This window comes from Mesorhizobium sp. 01N446 (genome assembly GCF_056399285.1).
Window position 1 is genome coordinate 173,074 of record NZ_JBFTRA010000011.1, and the last position, 16,275, is coordinate 189,348.

Consider the following 16,275-nt stretch of genomic DNA (forward strand, 5'->3'; position numbering starts at 1 on the left):
GCCATGTGGCTGCCTTCCTATGCGACTCCCTCTGAACGGATAATGCGCACGCTGGTGGTGGCGTTCGCCGTCTCGGTGCTCTTGTTCCTGATCGCGCCACTGTTCATCATCGTGCCGTTGTCCTTCTCCAAGGATCCGTTCTTCACCTTGCCCGTGCGGGAGTATTCCCTGCGCTGGTATGCGGATTTCTTTGGCAACGCGCGCTGGATGAACGCCATCGTCAATAGCGCCGTTGCGGCGGTGATGACCACGATCCTGGCCACCACGCTCGGCACGTTGGCGGCACTCGGCATCTCGCGTCCCGATTTCCCAGCGCGCCGCCTGATCATGGCATTGCTGATCTCGCCGATGATCGTGCCAATCGTCATCGTGGCTGTCGGCAGCTATCTCTTCTTCGGCCAGTTCGGCCTGACGAACACGCGCACCGGCCTCGTCCTGGCGCATACCGCACTGGCGACGCCTTTCGTGGTCATCACGGTGACGGCGACCCTATCCACCTATGAAACCAATCTCACCCGGGCGGCATTGAGCCTCGGCGCGCCGCCGTCGGCGGCGTTCTTTCGCGTCACGCTGCCGAACATCCTGCCGGGGGTCATTTCCGGCGCAATCTTCGCCTTCGCCACCTCGTTCGACGAGGTGGTCGTCGCACTGTTCATGACGGCGGCCGAGCAGCGCACTCTTCCAGTGCAGATGTTTTCCGGCATCCGCGACCAGATCAATCCGACCATCATGGCCGCTGCGACGCTGCTGCTTGCGCTGTCGATCATCCTGTTCGCGATGCTGGCGCTGCTGACCCGGCGAAGGGTGAAATAACCGGCTGGCCACCACGTTTGTCCGGCTGGAATTCGAAGGCCGTTCTCAATCGACCTTGGCAGCACCTTCGCCGGCGACGAACATATCAGCAAATCGAGCGGCAAAACTCTGCGCCACAGCGGACCGCTTGCGGTCGGGGCTGACATAGATGCCGACCACGACATCTGCGAGCCGAGGCAGATGGGCCGACGGTTGGATGATCCTGAGTTTCGCTGGAATGATCCGGCGCGCCAGTACCGTCACCCCGAAGTCGGCGCCCACAGCCGCCTCCAGGCCGGCAAGACTTGGGCTTGTGTAGACGATCTCGAAATTGCGACCGTCGCGCTGTAGCGCAGTCAGCATGTTGCGACGGTAGAGGCACCCCTCGGGATAACAGACAATGCGCAGTTCGCTTTGTCTTGCAGCATCCTCCGGCAGATCTGGCATCTGCGCTCCGCAGACCCAGGCCAGCGTCTCCTTCCAGGTCATGAACGCGCCTTCGGAAGGCCCGTCCGGGGTCATTGCCACGACAATATCGAAGAGGCCATTGCGCAGGCCCTGCAGCAAATTGTGCGACAGATCGCAGACGACGTCGAAGGTCAGGTCGCCGCCATCGCGCGCCAGACTGGCCATCAGCTTGGGCAGGAAGTGATCGGCGTAGTCATTTGGGATGCCGAGCCGCAGGCGACCCTTGCTGTCGCGCTTCGAGAGCTTCAGCATCATGTCATCGTTCAGCGCCAGGATCTGGCGCGCGTAGCCGGCAACAAGTTCACCCTGTTCCGTGATCTGTGCGCCGCCTTCCTTGGCGAAGAGCGAGACGCCGAGCAATTCTTGAAGCCGCTTCATCTGCAGGCTGATCGCCGGCTGCGTGCGACCGAGCTTTTCTCCCGCCCGCGTATAGCCGCGCAGGTCGATCACGGTGATGAAGGCGCGGAGAAGGTCGGTCGGGATGCTGCGCATGGGTTAGCTCCACATTCGCCGATTAGATCACGGCGCTCCAAACAAACGCAAGCGAGCCTCCCTTTCCAGGAAGGCCCGCCAGGGATAGCGCTATTCGGCGATCATGCCTTGACGATGTTATGCTCCGGACCAAACGGGAACTTGGTGATGTTTTCCGCCCCGTCCTCGGTCATCACCAGAATGTCGTGCTCGCGATAGCCGCCAGCGCCAGCCAGTCCCTCGGGGATGGTCAGCATCGGCTCCATGGAGACAACCATGCCCGGTTGCAGCACTGTGTTGATGTCCTCGCGCAGTTCGACGCCGGCTTCGCGGCCATAATAATGCGACAGCACGCCGAAGGAGTGGCCGTAGCCGAACGAGCGGTAGCCGAGCAGATCGTGACTGCGGTAGATTTCGTTCAACTCCGTCGCCACGTCGCCGCAACGTGCGCCGGGCTTCAGGAGTTCGAGCCCGCGACGGTGGACGTCGCAGTTGATCTCCCAGATCCGCAGGTGCTCGTCGCTGGCATGATCGAGGAACAGCGTGCGCTCGAGCGCGGTGTAGTAGCCCGAGATCATTGGGAAGCAGTTGAGCGAGAGGATGTCGCCTTTCTGAACCTTGCGCGATGTCACCGGGTTGTGCGCGCCGTCAGTGTTGACCCCCGATTGGAACCAGACCCAGGTGTCCATCAGTTCGGCATGCGGAAAGGTGTTGGCGATGTGCCGGACCATGGACTGCGTGCCGGCCAGCGCCACTTCGTATTCAGGAACGTTCTCGCGGATCGCATTGCGAATGGCTTCGCCGCCGATGTCGGCGGTGCGCGCGCCTTCCTTGATCAGGACGATCTCCTCTGCCGACTTGATCGTGCGCAGCCACATGGCCGGCGCGCCGACGTCGACGAACTCGACGTCCGGGAAGGCGTCCTGCAAGAGCTTCCTGAATTCGAGGTTGACGTGGTCGAACTCGATGCCGATACGCTTCACGCCGGGCAGCGTCTGCTGCAGGGCGTAGAAATAGTTGTCACGCTGCCAGTCGGTGTAGGTGATGTTATCGCCGAAAGTACGGCGCCATGGCTGGCCGGCATCGATGCCGGCCGAGACCGACACTGCCTTCTCCGGGGTGACCACAAAGGCATAGCGGCGGCCGAAATAGCAGAACATGAAGTCCGAGAAATAGCAGATGTTGTGGTAGGAAGTCAGCACCGCCGCGTCGAGCTTCAGGTCGGCCAGGATGCTGCGCAGCCCATCCTGACGGCGCGTCATTTCGGCGGGGCTGAAGGTGGCGACAGCCTTCTCGCCATTATGCATCTTCTGTAGACGCAGCAATTCGTTGGGCATGCCCTTGGCGTAGACGTTCATTCTTTCCTCCGCATCCAAATCGGGTTCAGGTTGGAAGCGGACTATAAAAATTCGGCCGAGCCGCTGGAAATGAGAAGTCGATATCGGAGGATAAGTGTTGCTAATCGCCGGTCTGCGCCACAAACGCGCGCGGGATTTCCATAACTTCTCGTAATGCAGGCATCAGGTGAATAAATTGTCCTGATGCGCTCATCGATCGTAGCTTTCTTGCATCGATATTGCAGGGGACAGCACGATGACCGACGACATGTTGCATGTGATGGCGTGGCACAATGGGGAAAAGGAGTACTCGCCTTTCTCGGATGCCGAGATGAAGCGCCGCCAGGCCGACATTCGCCTCTGGATGGCAGAGAACAAGGTCGATGCAGCGCTGTTCACGTCCTATCATTGCATCAATTATTACTCTGGCTGGCTCTACTGCTACTTCGGCCGCAAATACGGTATGGTCATTGACCACAACAAGGCGACGACGATTTCGGCCGGCATCGATGGTGGCCAGCCCTACCGCCGCAGCTTTGGCGACAATATCACATACAGTGACTGGCGCCGCGACAACTTCTATCGTGCAGTGCGCCAACTCACTGCGGGCGCCAAGCGCATCGGCATCGAGTTCGATCACGTCAACCTCGACTTCCGCCGTCAGCTTGTGGAGGCGCTGCCTGGCGTCGAATTCATCGACATCGCTCAGCCCTCGATGTGGATGCGCTCCATCAAGTCGCTGGAAGAGCAAAAGCTGATCCGCGAGGGGGCACGCATCTGCGACGTCGGCGGTGCCTCCTGCGTGGCGGCCGTGAAAGCCGGCGTGCCTGAGCACGAGGTGGCTATTGCAACGACCAACGCCATGATCCGCGAGATCGCGAAATCGCACCCCTATGTCGAACTGATGGATACCTGGACATGGTTCCAGTCCGGCATCAATACCGATGGCGCCCACAACCCGGTCACCAACCGCCGCGTCCAGTCCGGCGATATCCTTTCGCTCAACACCTTCCCGATGATCTTCGGCTATTACACCGCGCTCGAACGCACATTGTTCTGCGACCACGTCGACGACGCCAGCCTTGGCATCTGGCAGAAGAACGTCGCTGTCCACCGCCGCGGTCTCGAACTGATCAAGCCCGGCGCCCGCTGCAAGGACATCGCGATCGAGCTCAACGAGATGTACCGGGAGTGGGATCTGCTGAAGTACCGCTCCTTCGGCTACGGCCATTCCTTCGGGGTGCTGTGCCATTACTATGGCCGCGAAGCGGGCGTTGAACTGCGCGAGGACATAGACACAGTGCTGGAGCCCGGCATGGTCGTGTCCATGGAGCCGATGGTGATGCTGCCGCAAGGCGTGCCGGGTGCCGGCGGCTATCGCGAGCACGATATCCTGATCGTGAAGCAGGACGGCGCGGAAAACATCACCGGCTTCCCGTTCGGCCCGGACCACAACATCGTCGGGGACTGACGGACGTGTTCTACATCCCCCACGATTGGCATCAGCGAGGGGACCGAACAAACCGACCCAACCCTTACGCGGCGTCGCCGGTCTATGGCTTCGCCCGCGAATTCTTCATTTTCCTGATAAAAGTGTTCACGGCCGACACTCTCGTGGAACGCGGTGATTGCCCACCCGACGAAAATGCCGGCACTGTGAGAGGGCAGGCGCCACCGAATTGGCCGTTTCCATACTGATAATGCGTACTGGATCGAGAATCGCTTGACGGGGTGGCCTTCGCGCGCTGCCTAAAGACGCATTGGGAGTTCAAGCCCCGATCGCAATCCGGAAACAAGGCGGGACGCAGGGCTCAGCGCGGAAACTCGGCCCGCAGGGCTTTGACGATGCCCCTCACGCAGACATCCAGCAAGATGTCGCCTTTCGCTTTCGAAGCTTCCTTGGGCGACGACAATGCGCCGGTCGCCGGTGTCCATTCAGGCTTGGGCGGGTATACATCATAGGGCGGAAAGCTGGCCGGTTCATGATCGGCGGCGCGCTCGAGATGAACGAAGTTCGGGTAGAGCGCCAGCATCAGCGATGTTTCGAGCACCCCACCATGTTCCAGATCCCAGCCAGTGAACCCGTTTGGATAGAGCCGCGCGATCGTCGGCTTGTCGACGAAATCCCAATAAGACAGCACCACGATCTTCATGTCGCCAATACCGCCCCAGCGCAGTTCGCGCAGCGCCAGATCGATGCCTTCGACGATGAACCACGAGTTCTCGAAGTGGCCATTCATCAAGCAGATATTGCGCACGCCGTGGCGGGCGAATTCCTTGATGACATCGCGGAGCGCTGCGACCAGTGTCGCGCCGTCCAGACTGGTCGTGCCCGGCAGGTGATTGCCGCCCCCCGATTTCTGATGCGATTTGTAGCCGTAGGTGAAAGGGGGTGCCACAAGCGCGCCGATCTCGCCAGCGACGCGGCGGGAGAATTCGACCGGCAAGAGTACGTCGACATGCATGGGCATATGGTGGCCGTGCTGCTCCATCGACCCGACCGGCAGCAGGATAGGCACGGAGCCGTCCCTGACCTTCGCGTCGTAGTCCGGCCAGGGCAGTTCGGCGGCGAAAACACTGGAATCCGACATGATGTCCTCCCAAGGCGGCTGTTGGAATTGATGCTTAACGGTGATAGTCATGATATCAAAAATTTATATTCATGATCCAGGTATGAGAAATCCAAATCCATGCGCAATTTCACCAACTTTCAAACCGACCTGCTGCGGGCCTTTGTTTCGGTCATCGATCTTGGCGCCTACACCAAGGCCGGAGATGCGCTGGGGCGCACCCAGCCGGCCATCTCGCTGCAGATACGCCGGCTCGAGGAACTGGTCGGGGCGCCAGTCATCAAACAGGTCGGACGCAGTCTCACTCTGACCAGCGAAGGGGAGATGCTGCTGAGCTACGCCCGCGAGATGCTGCGGCTCAACGATGAGGCTGCGTCCTATTTCAATCGGTCGAAGATAGCCGGGGTGCTGCGGATCGGTCTGCCAAACGACTATGCGGTCGCTTTCCTGCAGGGCGTGATTACCGAATATACCAGTCAGCATCCGGGCATTTCGCTGGAAATCCACTGCGGCTGGAGCGCCGACATTCTCGATCGGCTGCGCGCCGACGAACTCGATCTGGCGGTGGCGATGGTCAACAATGAACGCTCCCAATACCTGTCGCGTTCATGGATCGAGCGGCCGATCTGGGCTGCCGCCGAAGCTGCCCGTTTTGACCTGGGAACCGGTGTGCCCCTCGCAGCCCACCCAGAAGGTTGCGCCTATCGGGCGCGGATGATCCAGTCTCTGGATGCCGCACAGATCCGCTGGCGGGTGGCCTATACCGGCTCCGGCATCGCGGGGTTGCAGAATGCCGTGGTGAACGGCCTCGGCGTCAGCGCGCTGACCCGTTACACGATGCTGCCCGGCATGCGGGTTCTTGATGACAGCGACGGGTTTCCAGCGCTCGCTGAAATCCGGGTCGGCTTGTTCTACAAGCATCCCCGTCTGTCCGATGCAGGAATCAGGCTGGTCAATCACATCGTCGCGCGGCTGGATGAAGCCGGTGTCTCCGGCGACCCGGTGCGGCGGCCGATCGAGCTGGATCGCCAATAAGGCATGTAAATGCATTTATTATGAGAATTAATTTTCCAAATAGTTGGACCGCTCGTAGGCTTGATGGGACTACAAGCCAAAGGGGAACAACCATGATAGTCAAAAAAAGCTTGTCCGGCCTGCGCACGCGCCGCGATCTTCTAAAGGGCGCAAGTATTCTGGGCGGCGGCGCGCTGGCGATGCCGTTCCTCAGCCGGCTGGCTTTCGCCGACCCGGTCGAGCTCAATATGCTCGCATGGTATGGCCATGCCGAACCTGACGTGGTGGCCGAGTTCGAGGCCGCGAACAACGTCAAGTTCAAGCCGAAATACTACACTGGCGGCGACAACATGCTCGGGCTGATCGCCCAATCGCCCCCGGGAACCTTCGCCCGGCCCATCGAGACCATCCTGTCAGGACCAGCGGCAAGCCTGGTGGGGGCGCGGTACATGACTGGCATTGATGACGCAGTGGTGTCCGACATCGGCGGCACGACCACCGACATCGCCGTTTTGGACGGCGGCCGCCTGCGACTCGATCCGGAAGGCGCTACCGTCGGCGGAATGCGAACCATGGTGGAAGCCGTCGCCATGCGCACCTTTGGCCTCGGTGGAGATTCGGAAGTCTCGCTCCATGAGCGGTCGCTGACTTCGACGATCGTCCTAGGCCCCCGTCGGTTGGTGCCGCTCGCGCTCGCCGCCGTGAAACACGGCGATGCCATACACAATGGCCTGAAGCGACAATTGCTCAGCCCCAACACCAGCCGGCTGGACCGTCGCTTCGCGTTGCGCACAGGCGTTCCCGAGCGTCTGGCTGCAGGCCTGACGGTTACCGAGGCGCGGCTCTATGCTGACATTTCGGCAATTCCCGCCGCGCTTGATCGGCTGCTCGTATCGACGTCACAGGTCGCGACACTCAATCGCCTGGTCGCGCGCGGTCTGGTGCATATCGCGGGCTTCACGCCATCCGATGCGGCCCATGTGCTCGGTCGGCAGGACAACTGGGATCCTGTCGCGGCTCGACTGGGCGCCGAATTGTTCGCACGCAAGCGCGACGGCCAGGGGCATCGTGTCTGCAAAGGCGCAGAAGCATTTTCCGAGATGGTCCTCACCGCCGTCACCCGGCGTTCTGCCGAAGCCATTCTTGAAACAGTCTTTGCCGAGGACGGGCTGGATGGCGGCGTCTCTGTTGCCAATCCGCTGGTTCAGCGGGCGGTTGGCCGACGAGGCGGCATGGCGCAGCTGTCGATCGCACTCGACCGGCCGGTGATCGGCCTCGGCGCTTCGGCATCGCTTCACTACGCGGGGCTGCCGCCGATCATCGGCAATACGTGCAAGATCGCCGAACATGCCGACGTCGCCAATGCGCTAGGCGCGGTGGTCGGGCAGGTACGGATGTCGGCGGAAGCCCGCGTCAGCCAGCCGGAGATCGGGCTTTTTCGTCTCAATTCCGGCCTGCGGCTGGACGACTTTGACACCGAGGACGAAGCAATGGCCGCCGCCGAAGCCCACATTCGCGCCTTGGCGGCAGGTCTCGCCGAGCGCGCCGGGACCGATCAGGCACGGATCGAGATCTCACGGGACATAAGGGTTGCCACAATCGAGGGCGAGCGCAGTTTCGTCGAAGCCATCGTCGTCGCGACAGCCACCGGGCGGCCGCGGATCGCGTCTTGACGTGGACCAGGGCCGCGCCGCGCGTCACGCGCACCGGAGCGCTTGCCGGTACGAAGACCAATGCAGGCCTGGTGCCGGAAACAGCGGACCATGCAGCTAATTACGACTCAGCACGCCAGCGGTGCGCCGCAGTGGGTACATGTGCCGTCGACCGCCAGCATATCGTCGCCGACGCGTACCAGGACCACCAGCCAACGGGCGGCATGGGCATTATCGAGATTGCCACGATGAACACATCAAGAGCGAGGTCGGGGTCGGTTTCCACGGACTGTTGCGATACCATCTTGGTTCTCCTTCACGATCCCGACGGCGTACGTTGACCATGCGCCGGACATGAAATTGGATGCAGCGCTTTTCGAAAAGTTCCCGTGGTTCGCCACAGGTGGGAACCTTCCTCCCGGTGTCGTGCCCGTCGGGAACCAATCCTCGCCAGACGCATCCAATGGTTTCAAGCGTGGAACTGGAGAGACCGATGGACCTGCATACGCAAATTCTGGACGGCACCGAAGACTGCATGACCACCGCCGCCCGGGGAAGTTCAGCCGGAAACGGCATGTCGACGGTAGCCGACCGCGTCCGCCCAACGCGCTTCGATGCGGAGGCTGCGGTCAGGACGCTGATCTCTTGGGCCGGCGACGATCCGGCGCGACCCGGGCTTGTCGATACTCCTTCACGTGTCGTTCGTGCTTATGAAGAGTGGTTTGCCGGCTATCGGCAAGATCCTGTGAGGCTGCTCGAACGGACGTTCGATGAGATCGGCGGCTATGATCAGGCGGTCGAACTACACGACATAGCGTTTCATTCTTTCTGCGAACACCACATGGCGGCAATCCACGGCAAGGCGTACATCGCCTACATGCCCGTCAACCGCGTGGTGGGCATCTCCAAATTGGCAAGGGTTGTCGAGGCTTGCGCCCGCCGCTTGCAGATACAGGAGCGGCTCACGGATGATATCGCTTGCGCCATCGAGGATGCCCTGCAGCCGGGTGGAGTGGCCGTCGTGCTTGTAGCCGAGCATGGCTGCATGGCATCGCGCGGCGTCCACGCGCACGGCACCCGCATGGTCACCAAACGCATGCTCGGCGTTTTCGACACGAACGTCGATCTGAGGCGCGAATTCCTGTCGTCGATTCCGGTGTGATGAATTTTCCTCGGGAACCTTTGTTGTCGAGGTCCATCTATTGAAGGCAAGGAGACCGCTCATGTCGGATGCTCGACGAGACGCGACCGAAATCATCGCTGCTTCAGGCGACCTGGAATTGGCACAGCGCGCCATGGCGCGCGACGGCGCTGCCTTCCGCACCATCATCAAGACGCATAACCAGCGGCTTTACCGCATCGCGCGCGGCGTGGTGCGCAATGACAGCGAGGCCGAGGACATCGTCCAGGAGGCCTATGTCAGGGCCTTTGCCCATCTCGAGAGTTTTCGCGGCGATGCCTCGCTCGGCACATGGCTGTCGCGCATCGTCATCAACGAAGCGCTCGGCCGGTTGCGTAAAAGACGGCGAACGGTGGCGATGCCCGAGAACCTCCAGGCCGAGATTATCCAGTTTCCCCTCAACCCCAGCGACGATCCGGAGCGGACGATGGCGCAACGGCAGATCCTCCAACTGGTGGAACGCGCAACTGACAGCCTTCCAGACGTCTACCGGATGGTGTTCGTGGCGCGGGTGATCGAGGGCCTGAGCATTGAAGAGACTTCAGAACTGCTCGGCGTGCGGCCACAAACCGTCAAGACTCGGCTGCATCGCGCCCGCGCCCTACTGCGCAAGGCGCTGGATGACCAGATCGGGCCAGTGCTGCTCGACGCCTTCCCCTTTGCCGGTCGGCGCTGCGAGCGGCTTACAGTTGCCGTGATGAAGCGGCTCGGCCTGGAAGGCTGACCCTCGTTAGATTCAGTTGATTTTGGCGGGAACGTTTGCCGCAACCCAGCATCCAATGACTGTCAACTGAGAACGGTGCCCGATGCGATTTGCGCATCCGGGCGAAGGAGATGTCATGCTTATTCGTCACACCGCCGCCCTTGCCGCCTTGCTGCTGCTTGGCACTGCCCCGCTCGCGCAAGCCGCCGACAAACCAACCGATCCGCAGATCGCCCACATCGCCTATACAGCCGGCGTGATCGATGTCGAGGCGGCCAAGCAAGCGCTCAAGAAGTCGAAGAACAAGGAGGTGCTCGCCTTCGCCAAGGACATGGTTCGCGACCATGAGGCGGTGAATGTTCAGGCGCTCGACCTGGTCAAGAAACTCAAGGTGACGCCGGAAGACAACGCCACCAGCAAGGCGCTCACCAAAGCCGCTACGGAGGAGCGGGCCAAGCTCGCCAAGCTCAAGGGCGCGGCCTTCGACAAGGCTTATGTCGACAATGAGGTGGCCTACCATAAGCAGGTCGACGTCGCTCTCGAAACGCTGCTCATCCCGTCAGCCAATAATGCCGAACTGAAGAGCCTGCTGGAGACCGGCCTGAAGATATTCCAGGGTCATGAGCAGCACGCCGAACACGTCGCCAGTATGCTGAAATGAGGCCGGCGCTGATGGTGCCGAAACGTCATCTTTGGATTGCACTGGCGCTGACAGTCATTGCCGCGCCGGTGAAGGCCGAAACCATCCAGGTCACCATCGACAAGCTGGTGTTCTCGCCAGCGACGGTCGAGGCGAAGGTTGGCGACACGATCGAGTGGGTGAACAAGGACATGTTCGCCCACACGGCCACCGTCAAGGGCGGTTGGGAGGTGATGATCCCGCCGAAGAAGTCCGCAAGCCTGACATTGAAGGCCGCGGGAGCGGTCGACTATTTCTGCCGCTTCCACCCCAACATGAAGGGCCACATCGCGGTGGCGCCGTAGCTGGAGCGTGGGATCGCGGCAGGCGCCGCGATCCCACAATTGGGGAGGTGCGTCCTGCCCAAGTCGGTTGCACAACCAAAGACCGCGTTTGTCTTTGCGGGCGGCGGCTTCGGCGCCGTTCAGGTTGGCATGCTGCGCTCGCTCGCGCGCCGCGGCATTGCAGCGGATATGGTTGTCGGTTCGAGCGTTGGCGCACTGAACGGGGTCCACTATGCCGGCGATCCCACGATTGAAGGAATCCGACGGCTGGAGACGATCTGGCGTGGATTGCGCCGGCGCGACGTCTTTCCGCTAACACGGAAAACCATGATCGGGTTCATGTACCGTCGCGATTTTCTGGTGACATCGGACGGGCTGCGCCAACTCGTCGATCGGAACTTGCCTTACCTCAATCGGGAAGACGCACCGATCCCGATACACATCGTGACGACTGATATTCTAACAGGTCGAACAGTTGTATTGTCGAAAGGCTCGGCCGCGCAGGCCATTATCGCCAGCGCCGCTATTCCGGCGGCCTTCGCCCCGGTGCAGCATGGCGATCTTTATCTTGCCGATGGCGCTGTATCGAGCAACACGCCAGTCAAGGTGGCGGTAGCGCAAGGTGCACGGCGTCTGATCGTTCTACCCACCGGGCTACGCTTGTGCCCTCGACAAGCCGCCTGTGGGCGCTGTCGCGAATGCGCTGCATGCGTTGACGCTGCTTGTCGCGCTGCAATTGTGGAGCGAACTGGAGGGATTGGTCGGCAACACCAATTTTTTCGTCCTGCCGCCAATCTGCCCTCTGGTCGGGTCGCCTTATGACTTCTCCCAGACAAGCGATTTGATCGAGAGGGCCGCAACCAGCACCGAGGCTTGGATCGCCGCGGGCGGTCGCGACCGACCGGGTGTCCTTGCGCAGCTAAGCACGCACAAACACGCAAGTTAGGTGCGGGCGCTATCTGAACACAGCAAAAAACTGGACTCGGTCAGAAGCATTTTTCGTCCACGGAAGGCACCGTTTTTAGAAGGAACGATACGTGATCGAAGAAACCACAGGATGGGCGTTTCAACAGTCATTTGCTGCAAAATTCTTGCATCAAACTAGCAATATCATTCGTTTGTCTTGGCCAAAACTCGAATGCAATGGTCGCGCCTGGCAGCCGGCAGGGCATCTCGGATGCGAGCTCCGTCAGGCTCCCTAATTTGGCAAAAAGCACGGCCATGACTGTGCCGAAGGAAGCGATCAGATGACTGCATTCGAGTTTCCAGGCCCAGGCTTTACGGCCGAGCAATGGGAACGGATTAATGCCCTGACGATCTCGCTGAAGCCCGGACAGGGGCTCTGGATCAGCGGTTATTTCGCCGGGATCGATCACGGCGCGCGTTCACTGCTCGGAGACATTGCTTCTCCCTCTCCATCTGATCACTCTGTGTCGGTCGCGCCGCGAGCGATTTCCTCGAGGTCGCTGACGATCATTTTCGGCGGTGAGACCGGCAACAGTTCCGGTCTCGCTAGGACACTTGGCGAAGTCGTCCGCAGGCAAGGACTTGAGCCAATCCTAGTTGACATGGCTGACTACAAGCTGCGCAAGCTCAAGGACGAGCAGGACATTTTGATCGTCACAAGTACCCACGGCGAGGGCGATCCACCGCTTTCAGGCATGAGCTTCTTCGAATTCGTCGAGAGCCGAAAGGCGCCGCGCCTCGAAGGCGTGCGCTATGGCGTGCTTGCGCTCGGCGATTCCACCTATGAACGCTATTGCGAAGCGGGCAAGCGTCTCGATCGGCGACTGGCCGAACTCGGTGCGGTGCGACTGCAGGACCGGGTCGATTGCGACGTTGATTATGAAGATCAGGCTGCCGGGTGGATCGCAGCTGCCGTCGCCAAGCTCGCGCCGGCCGCATCGGGACCAGACTTGCAAAATAGGGCGGCTGGCCCTGCGAGCGTGTCTTCCGCGGCCGTGGTCGAAGCGCCGACATTCGACAAGCACACGCCATTCCCGGCAGCCATCATCGACAATCTTGTCCTCACCGGACGCGGATCGAGCAAGGAAACCCGACACATTGAACTGTCTCTGGCTGGCTCGGGACTTGCATTCGAACCCGGTGACGCACTTGGTGTCATGGCGCGCAACGATCCGGCCTTGGTCGAAATGCTGTTGGATAAGCTGTCCCTGGGCGCCGATGCAAACTTGTCCGGCAGGGGGTTCACGACCACGCTCGATGTCGCGCTGGCCGGGCACCTGGAAATCACCGTCGCCACGCCGCGCTTCCTCGACCAATGGGCAGAGCTCACAGGCGCAAGCAAGCTTCAGGAGCTCCGTGGCGAGCACCAGTTTCAGGCTCGCGCCACGTTTCTGCGTAGCCATCAGGTCATCGACATCGTCCGCGAATTCCCGGTTCCAGGGATCGATGCGCAAACCTTTGCCGCAGGACTGAGACCTTTGCAGCCACGACTCTATTCGATCGCATCGAGTCCTTCCGCCTTGCCCGACGAAGCGCATCTGACGATCGCCACCGTGCGCTATGATCTGCACGGTCAGCCGCGTGCCGGCGTCGCTTCTGGCCACTTCGCCGAACGTGGCGCACCGGACACGACGATACCGGTCTATATCCAGGCCAACCCGCATTTCCGTCTGCCGGACGGTGACGTTCCCATCATCATGATCGGGGCAGGCACCGGCGTCGCACCTTACCGCGCATTCCTGCAGGAGCGCGAAGCGCAAGGAGCCGCGGGTAAATCCTGGCTCGTTTTCGGCGAACGCAATTTCAGCAGCGATTTCCTCTACCAGACCGAGTGGCAGGGTTTTCTGAAGGATGGTGTGCTCAGCCGGATGAACGTCGCTTTCTCCCGCGACAGCGCCACCAAGACCTATGTCCAGCACCGCCTCATTGAGCACGCACGCGATGTCTACGCCTGGTTGGAGGAGGGCGCGCATGTTTACGTCTGCGGCGATGGCACGCATCTCGCCCCCGACGTGCACGCTGCTCTTGTTGGTGTGGTGCAACAGCAACGGGCATGCGGCAAGGCCGCCGCCAACGACTATATCGGCGGCCTGCAGCGCGATCACCGCTACCAGATCGATGTCTATTGAGGTTCGCGCATGACAGTGCACCAGTTAAATACGGACCGTAGCCGAGACCTCTCGCAGCCGCTGGAAAAACTCGGCCCCGACGAGAGGATGAAGGCGAACAGCGATCAGTTGCGTGGCACCATAGCGGCGGGCCTCGTCGAAGAGCTAACGGCCGCCGTGCCCGGTGATGACATCAAGCTGATGAAGTTCCACGGCCTCTACCAGCAGGACGACCGCGATATCCGCGACGAACGCCGTCGGCAAAAGCTTGAGCCGGCCTACACCTTCATGGCTCGGATCCGCCTGCCAGGCGGTGTCTGCAGTCCCAGCCAATGGCTGAAGCTGGACGAGCTTGGGCGCGCCTATGCAGGCGAGACGCTGCGGTTGACAACGCGTCAAACGTTCCAGCTGCATCGCGTCAAGAAGCAGAACTTGCGCTCGACCATGCAGGGTTTGCGCGACGTGCTTCTGGACACCAAGGCAGCCTGCGGCGACGATTCCCGTGGCGTCATGTGTTCGGTCAATCCTCAGCTCTCCACATTGCACGCCCAGGTCTACGCGCTAGCCAAGCGCACCAGCGATCACGCCATTCCCAAGACAGGGGCTTATCGGGAGATCTGGTATGGCGAAGAGCGCACGGAGGTTTCAGGGCCGGAAGAACCGCTCTATGGCCGCACCTACATGCCGCGAAAATTCAAGATCGGCTTCGTCATTCCGCCGATCAACGACATTGACGTCTACGCGCAGGATCTGGGCTTCATCGCCATTGCTGCCAACGGCAAGCTTGAAGGCTTCAACATTGCCATTGGCGGCGGCATGGGCCGCACCGACCAGGCGCCAAAAACCTATCCGAGGCTGGCCGACGTGATCGGCTTCGCCGACGTCGACAAGGTGCTGCAGGTCTGCGACGCGGTCATGCAGGTGCAACGCGATTATGGCGACCGGGTCGATCGTGGCCGCGCACGCTTCAAATACACAATCGACGACAAGGGCCTCGACTGGATCAAGGCCGAGATCGAGGCAAGGCTCGGCTTTTCGCTGGCGGCAGCTCGGTCGTACGAATTCATATCGAACGGTGACCCGATTGGATGGACGCGTGGAGAGGACGGGCGCGAGCACTGCACCCTCTTCATCGAGAACGGCCGTGTCATCGGCACTGTCATGGATGGCCTGCGCGCAATCGCCCGCATTCACGAGGGCACGTTCCGCATCACGCCGAACCAGAACCTGATCATCGCCGATATCGCGCCTGAGGTCCGGCCTGGCATCGAACGTCTCATGAAGAAATTTGGGCTCGACCGTCTAAACGGGGCAAGTGGGTTGCGCCTGAATTCGATGGCGTGCGTAGCGCTGCCGACCTGCGGTCTCGCCATGGCCGAAAGCGAGCGCTATCTGCCCGACCTCATCGATCGGATCGACACGATCCTGGCCACACATGGCCTGACGGACGAGCCGATCACCGTTCGCATGACCGGCTGCCCCAATGGCTGCGCGCGTCCCTACATCGCTGAGATCGCCCTGACCGGCCGCGGGCCTAGCAAGTACAACCTCTACCTCGGTGGCGGCTTTCACGGTCAGCGGCTGAACAAGATGGTTCTCGAGAACGTCGGCGAAGCCGCCATTCTCGACATGCTGAGGAAGGTGATCGCGCACTTTGCGCGGGATCGGCAGTCGCACGAGCGTTTCGGCGATTTCGCCATCCGCGCCGGCTATGTCGCGGAGGTCAAGGAAGGCCGGCATTTCAACGACTGACGCTTCAAGATCAAACAGGAAGGACGAAATCATGTCATTGCAACTGGGCCAGATTGCTCCGGACTTCGAGCAGCAAAGCACGCAGGGAAAAATCCGCTTCCACGATTGGCTCGGCAATTCGTGGGGTATCTTCTTCAGCCACCCGAAGAATTTCACACCGGTCTGCACCACCGAACTGGCGGAAGTCGCCCGTCTCAAGCCGGAATGGGACAAACGTGGCGTCAAGCCGCTCGGCCTCTCGGTCGACGACGTGGAGGCACACAATCTTTGGGAGAAGGACATCGAGGAAACGCAAGGGC

The 16,275-nt window shown here is 61.0% G+C and carries 14 protein-coding genes and 1 pseudogene; 12 read left to right on the forward strand and 3 right to left on the reverse strand.

Annotated elements, in window-relative coordinates; translation table 11 throughout:
* The first annotated feature begins 3 nt into the window (after window positions 1-3).
* On the forward strand, window positions 4-813 hold the full coding sequence (locus AC1DPX_RS30945; RefSeq protein WP_172224976.1) for an ABC transporter permease: 810 nt from the start codon (window positions 4-6) through the stop codon (window positions 811-813).
* A 45-nt stretch (window positions 814-858) separates the two neighbouring features.
* On the opposite strand, the gene AC1DPX_RS30950 is transcribed toward AC1DPX_RS30945, so the two are convergent.
* Entirely contained in the window at window positions 859-1,752 is an 894-nt protein-coding gene (locus AC1DPX_RS30950; protein WP_137934484.1) for a LysR substrate-binding domain-containing protein, read from the reverse strand.
* Window positions 1,753-1,853: 101 nt separating this feature from the next.
* Complete coding sequence (locus AC1DPX_RS30955; RefSeq protein WP_137934519.1) at window positions 1,854-3,068, reverse strand: M24 family metallopeptidase; 1,215 nt, start codon at window positions 3,066-3,068, stop codon at window positions 1,854-1,856.
* A gap of 256 nt (window positions 3,069-3,324) precedes the next feature.
* Between AC1DPX_RS30955 and AC1DPX_RS30960 the strand changes: the two genes are divergently transcribed.
* Entirely contained in the window at window positions 3,325-4,539 is a 1,215-nt protein-coding gene (locus AC1DPX_RS30960; protein ID WP_137934483.1) for a M24 family metallopeptidase, read from the forward strand.
* Window positions 4,540-4,879: 340 nt separating this feature from the next.
* Here the strand turns inward: AC1DPX_RS30960 and AC1DPX_RS30965 are convergent, their stop codons facing one another.
* The gene (locus tag AC1DPX_RS30965; protein ID WP_477241537.1) at window positions 4,880-5,659 is read right to left on the reverse strand and encodes a creatininase; all 780 of its coding nucleotides are present in this window, start codon (window positions 5,657-5,659) and stop codon (window positions 4,880-4,882) included.
* Window positions 5,660-5,758: 99 nt separating this feature from the next.
* Here AC1DPX_RS30965 and AC1DPX_RS30970 point away from each other — a divergent pair, with 99 nt between their 5' ends.
* From AC1DPX_RS30970 to AC1DPX_RS31015, 10 genes and pseudogenes are all read left to right on the forward strand, one after another.
* Window positions 5,759-6,673 (forward strand): LysR substrate-binding domain-containing protein, encoded by a 915-nt coding sequence (locus AC1DPX_RS30970; protein WP_137934481.1) that lies wholly within the window; start codon window positions 5,759-5,761, stop codon window positions 6,671-6,673.
* A gap of 371 nt (window positions 6,674-7,044) precedes the next feature.
* Window positions 7,045-8,325: pseudogene (locus tag AC1DPX_RS30975) on the forward strand (hydantoinase/oxoprolinase family protein); the annotation flags it as partial.
* A 553-nt stretch (window positions 8,326-8,878) separates the two neighbouring features.
* On the forward strand, window positions 8,879-9,466 hold the full coding sequence (folE, locus tag AC1DPX_RS30980; protein ID WP_210240509.1) for a GTP cyclohydrolase I FolE: 588 nt from the start codon (window positions 8,879-8,881) through the stop codon (window positions 9,464-9,466).
* 61 nt (window positions 9,467-9,527) lie between these two features.
* Window positions 9,528-10,208 carry an RNA polymerase sigma factor gene (locus tag AC1DPX_RS30985; protein WP_137935144.1) on the forward strand — a complete coding sequence of 227 codons (681 nt, stop codon included), beginning with the start codon at window positions 9,528-9,530 and terminating at the stop codon, window positions 10,206-10,208.
* A gap of 115 nt (window positions 10,209-10,323) precedes the next feature.
* Complete coding sequence (locus tag AC1DPX_RS30990) at window positions 10,324-10,848, forward strand: DUF4142 domain-containing protein (protein ID WP_137935145.1); 525 nt, start codon at window positions 10,324-10,326, stop codon at window positions 10,846-10,848.
* An 11-nt stretch (window positions 10,849-10,859) separates the two neighbouring features.
* Window positions 10,860-11,171: a cupredoxin domain-containing protein gene (locus tag AC1DPX_RS30995; RefSeq protein ID WP_137935146.1), complete on the forward strand. Its 312-nt coding sequence runs from the start codon at window positions 10,860-10,862 to the stop codon at window positions 11,169-11,171.
* A gap of 129 nt (window positions 11,172-11,300) precedes the next feature.
* Entirely contained in the window at window positions 11,301-11,972 is a 672-nt protein-coding gene (locus AC1DPX_RS31000) for a patatin-like phospholipase family protein (RefSeq protein WP_232375871.1), read from the forward strand.
* A 425-nt stretch (window positions 11,973-12,397) separates the two neighbouring features.
* A complete protein-coding gene (locus AC1DPX_RS31005; RefSeq protein WP_477241539.1) occupies window positions 12,398-14,245 on the forward strand; it encodes an assimilatory sulfite reductase (NADPH) flavoprotein subunit in 1,848 nt (615 codons plus the stop codon).
* 9 nt (window positions 14,246-14,254) lie between these two features.
* Entirely contained in the window at window positions 14,255-15,976 is a 1,722-nt protein-coding gene (locus tag AC1DPX_RS31010; RefSeq protein WP_477241541.1) for an NADPH-dependent assimilatory sulfite reductase hemoprotein subunit, read from the forward strand.
* Between the two features lie 31 nt (window positions 15,977-16,007).
* On the forward strand, window positions 16,008-16,275 hold a 268-nt coding region (locus AC1DPX_RS31015), incomplete at its 3' end, for a redoxin domain-containing protein (RefSeq protein WP_477241543.1).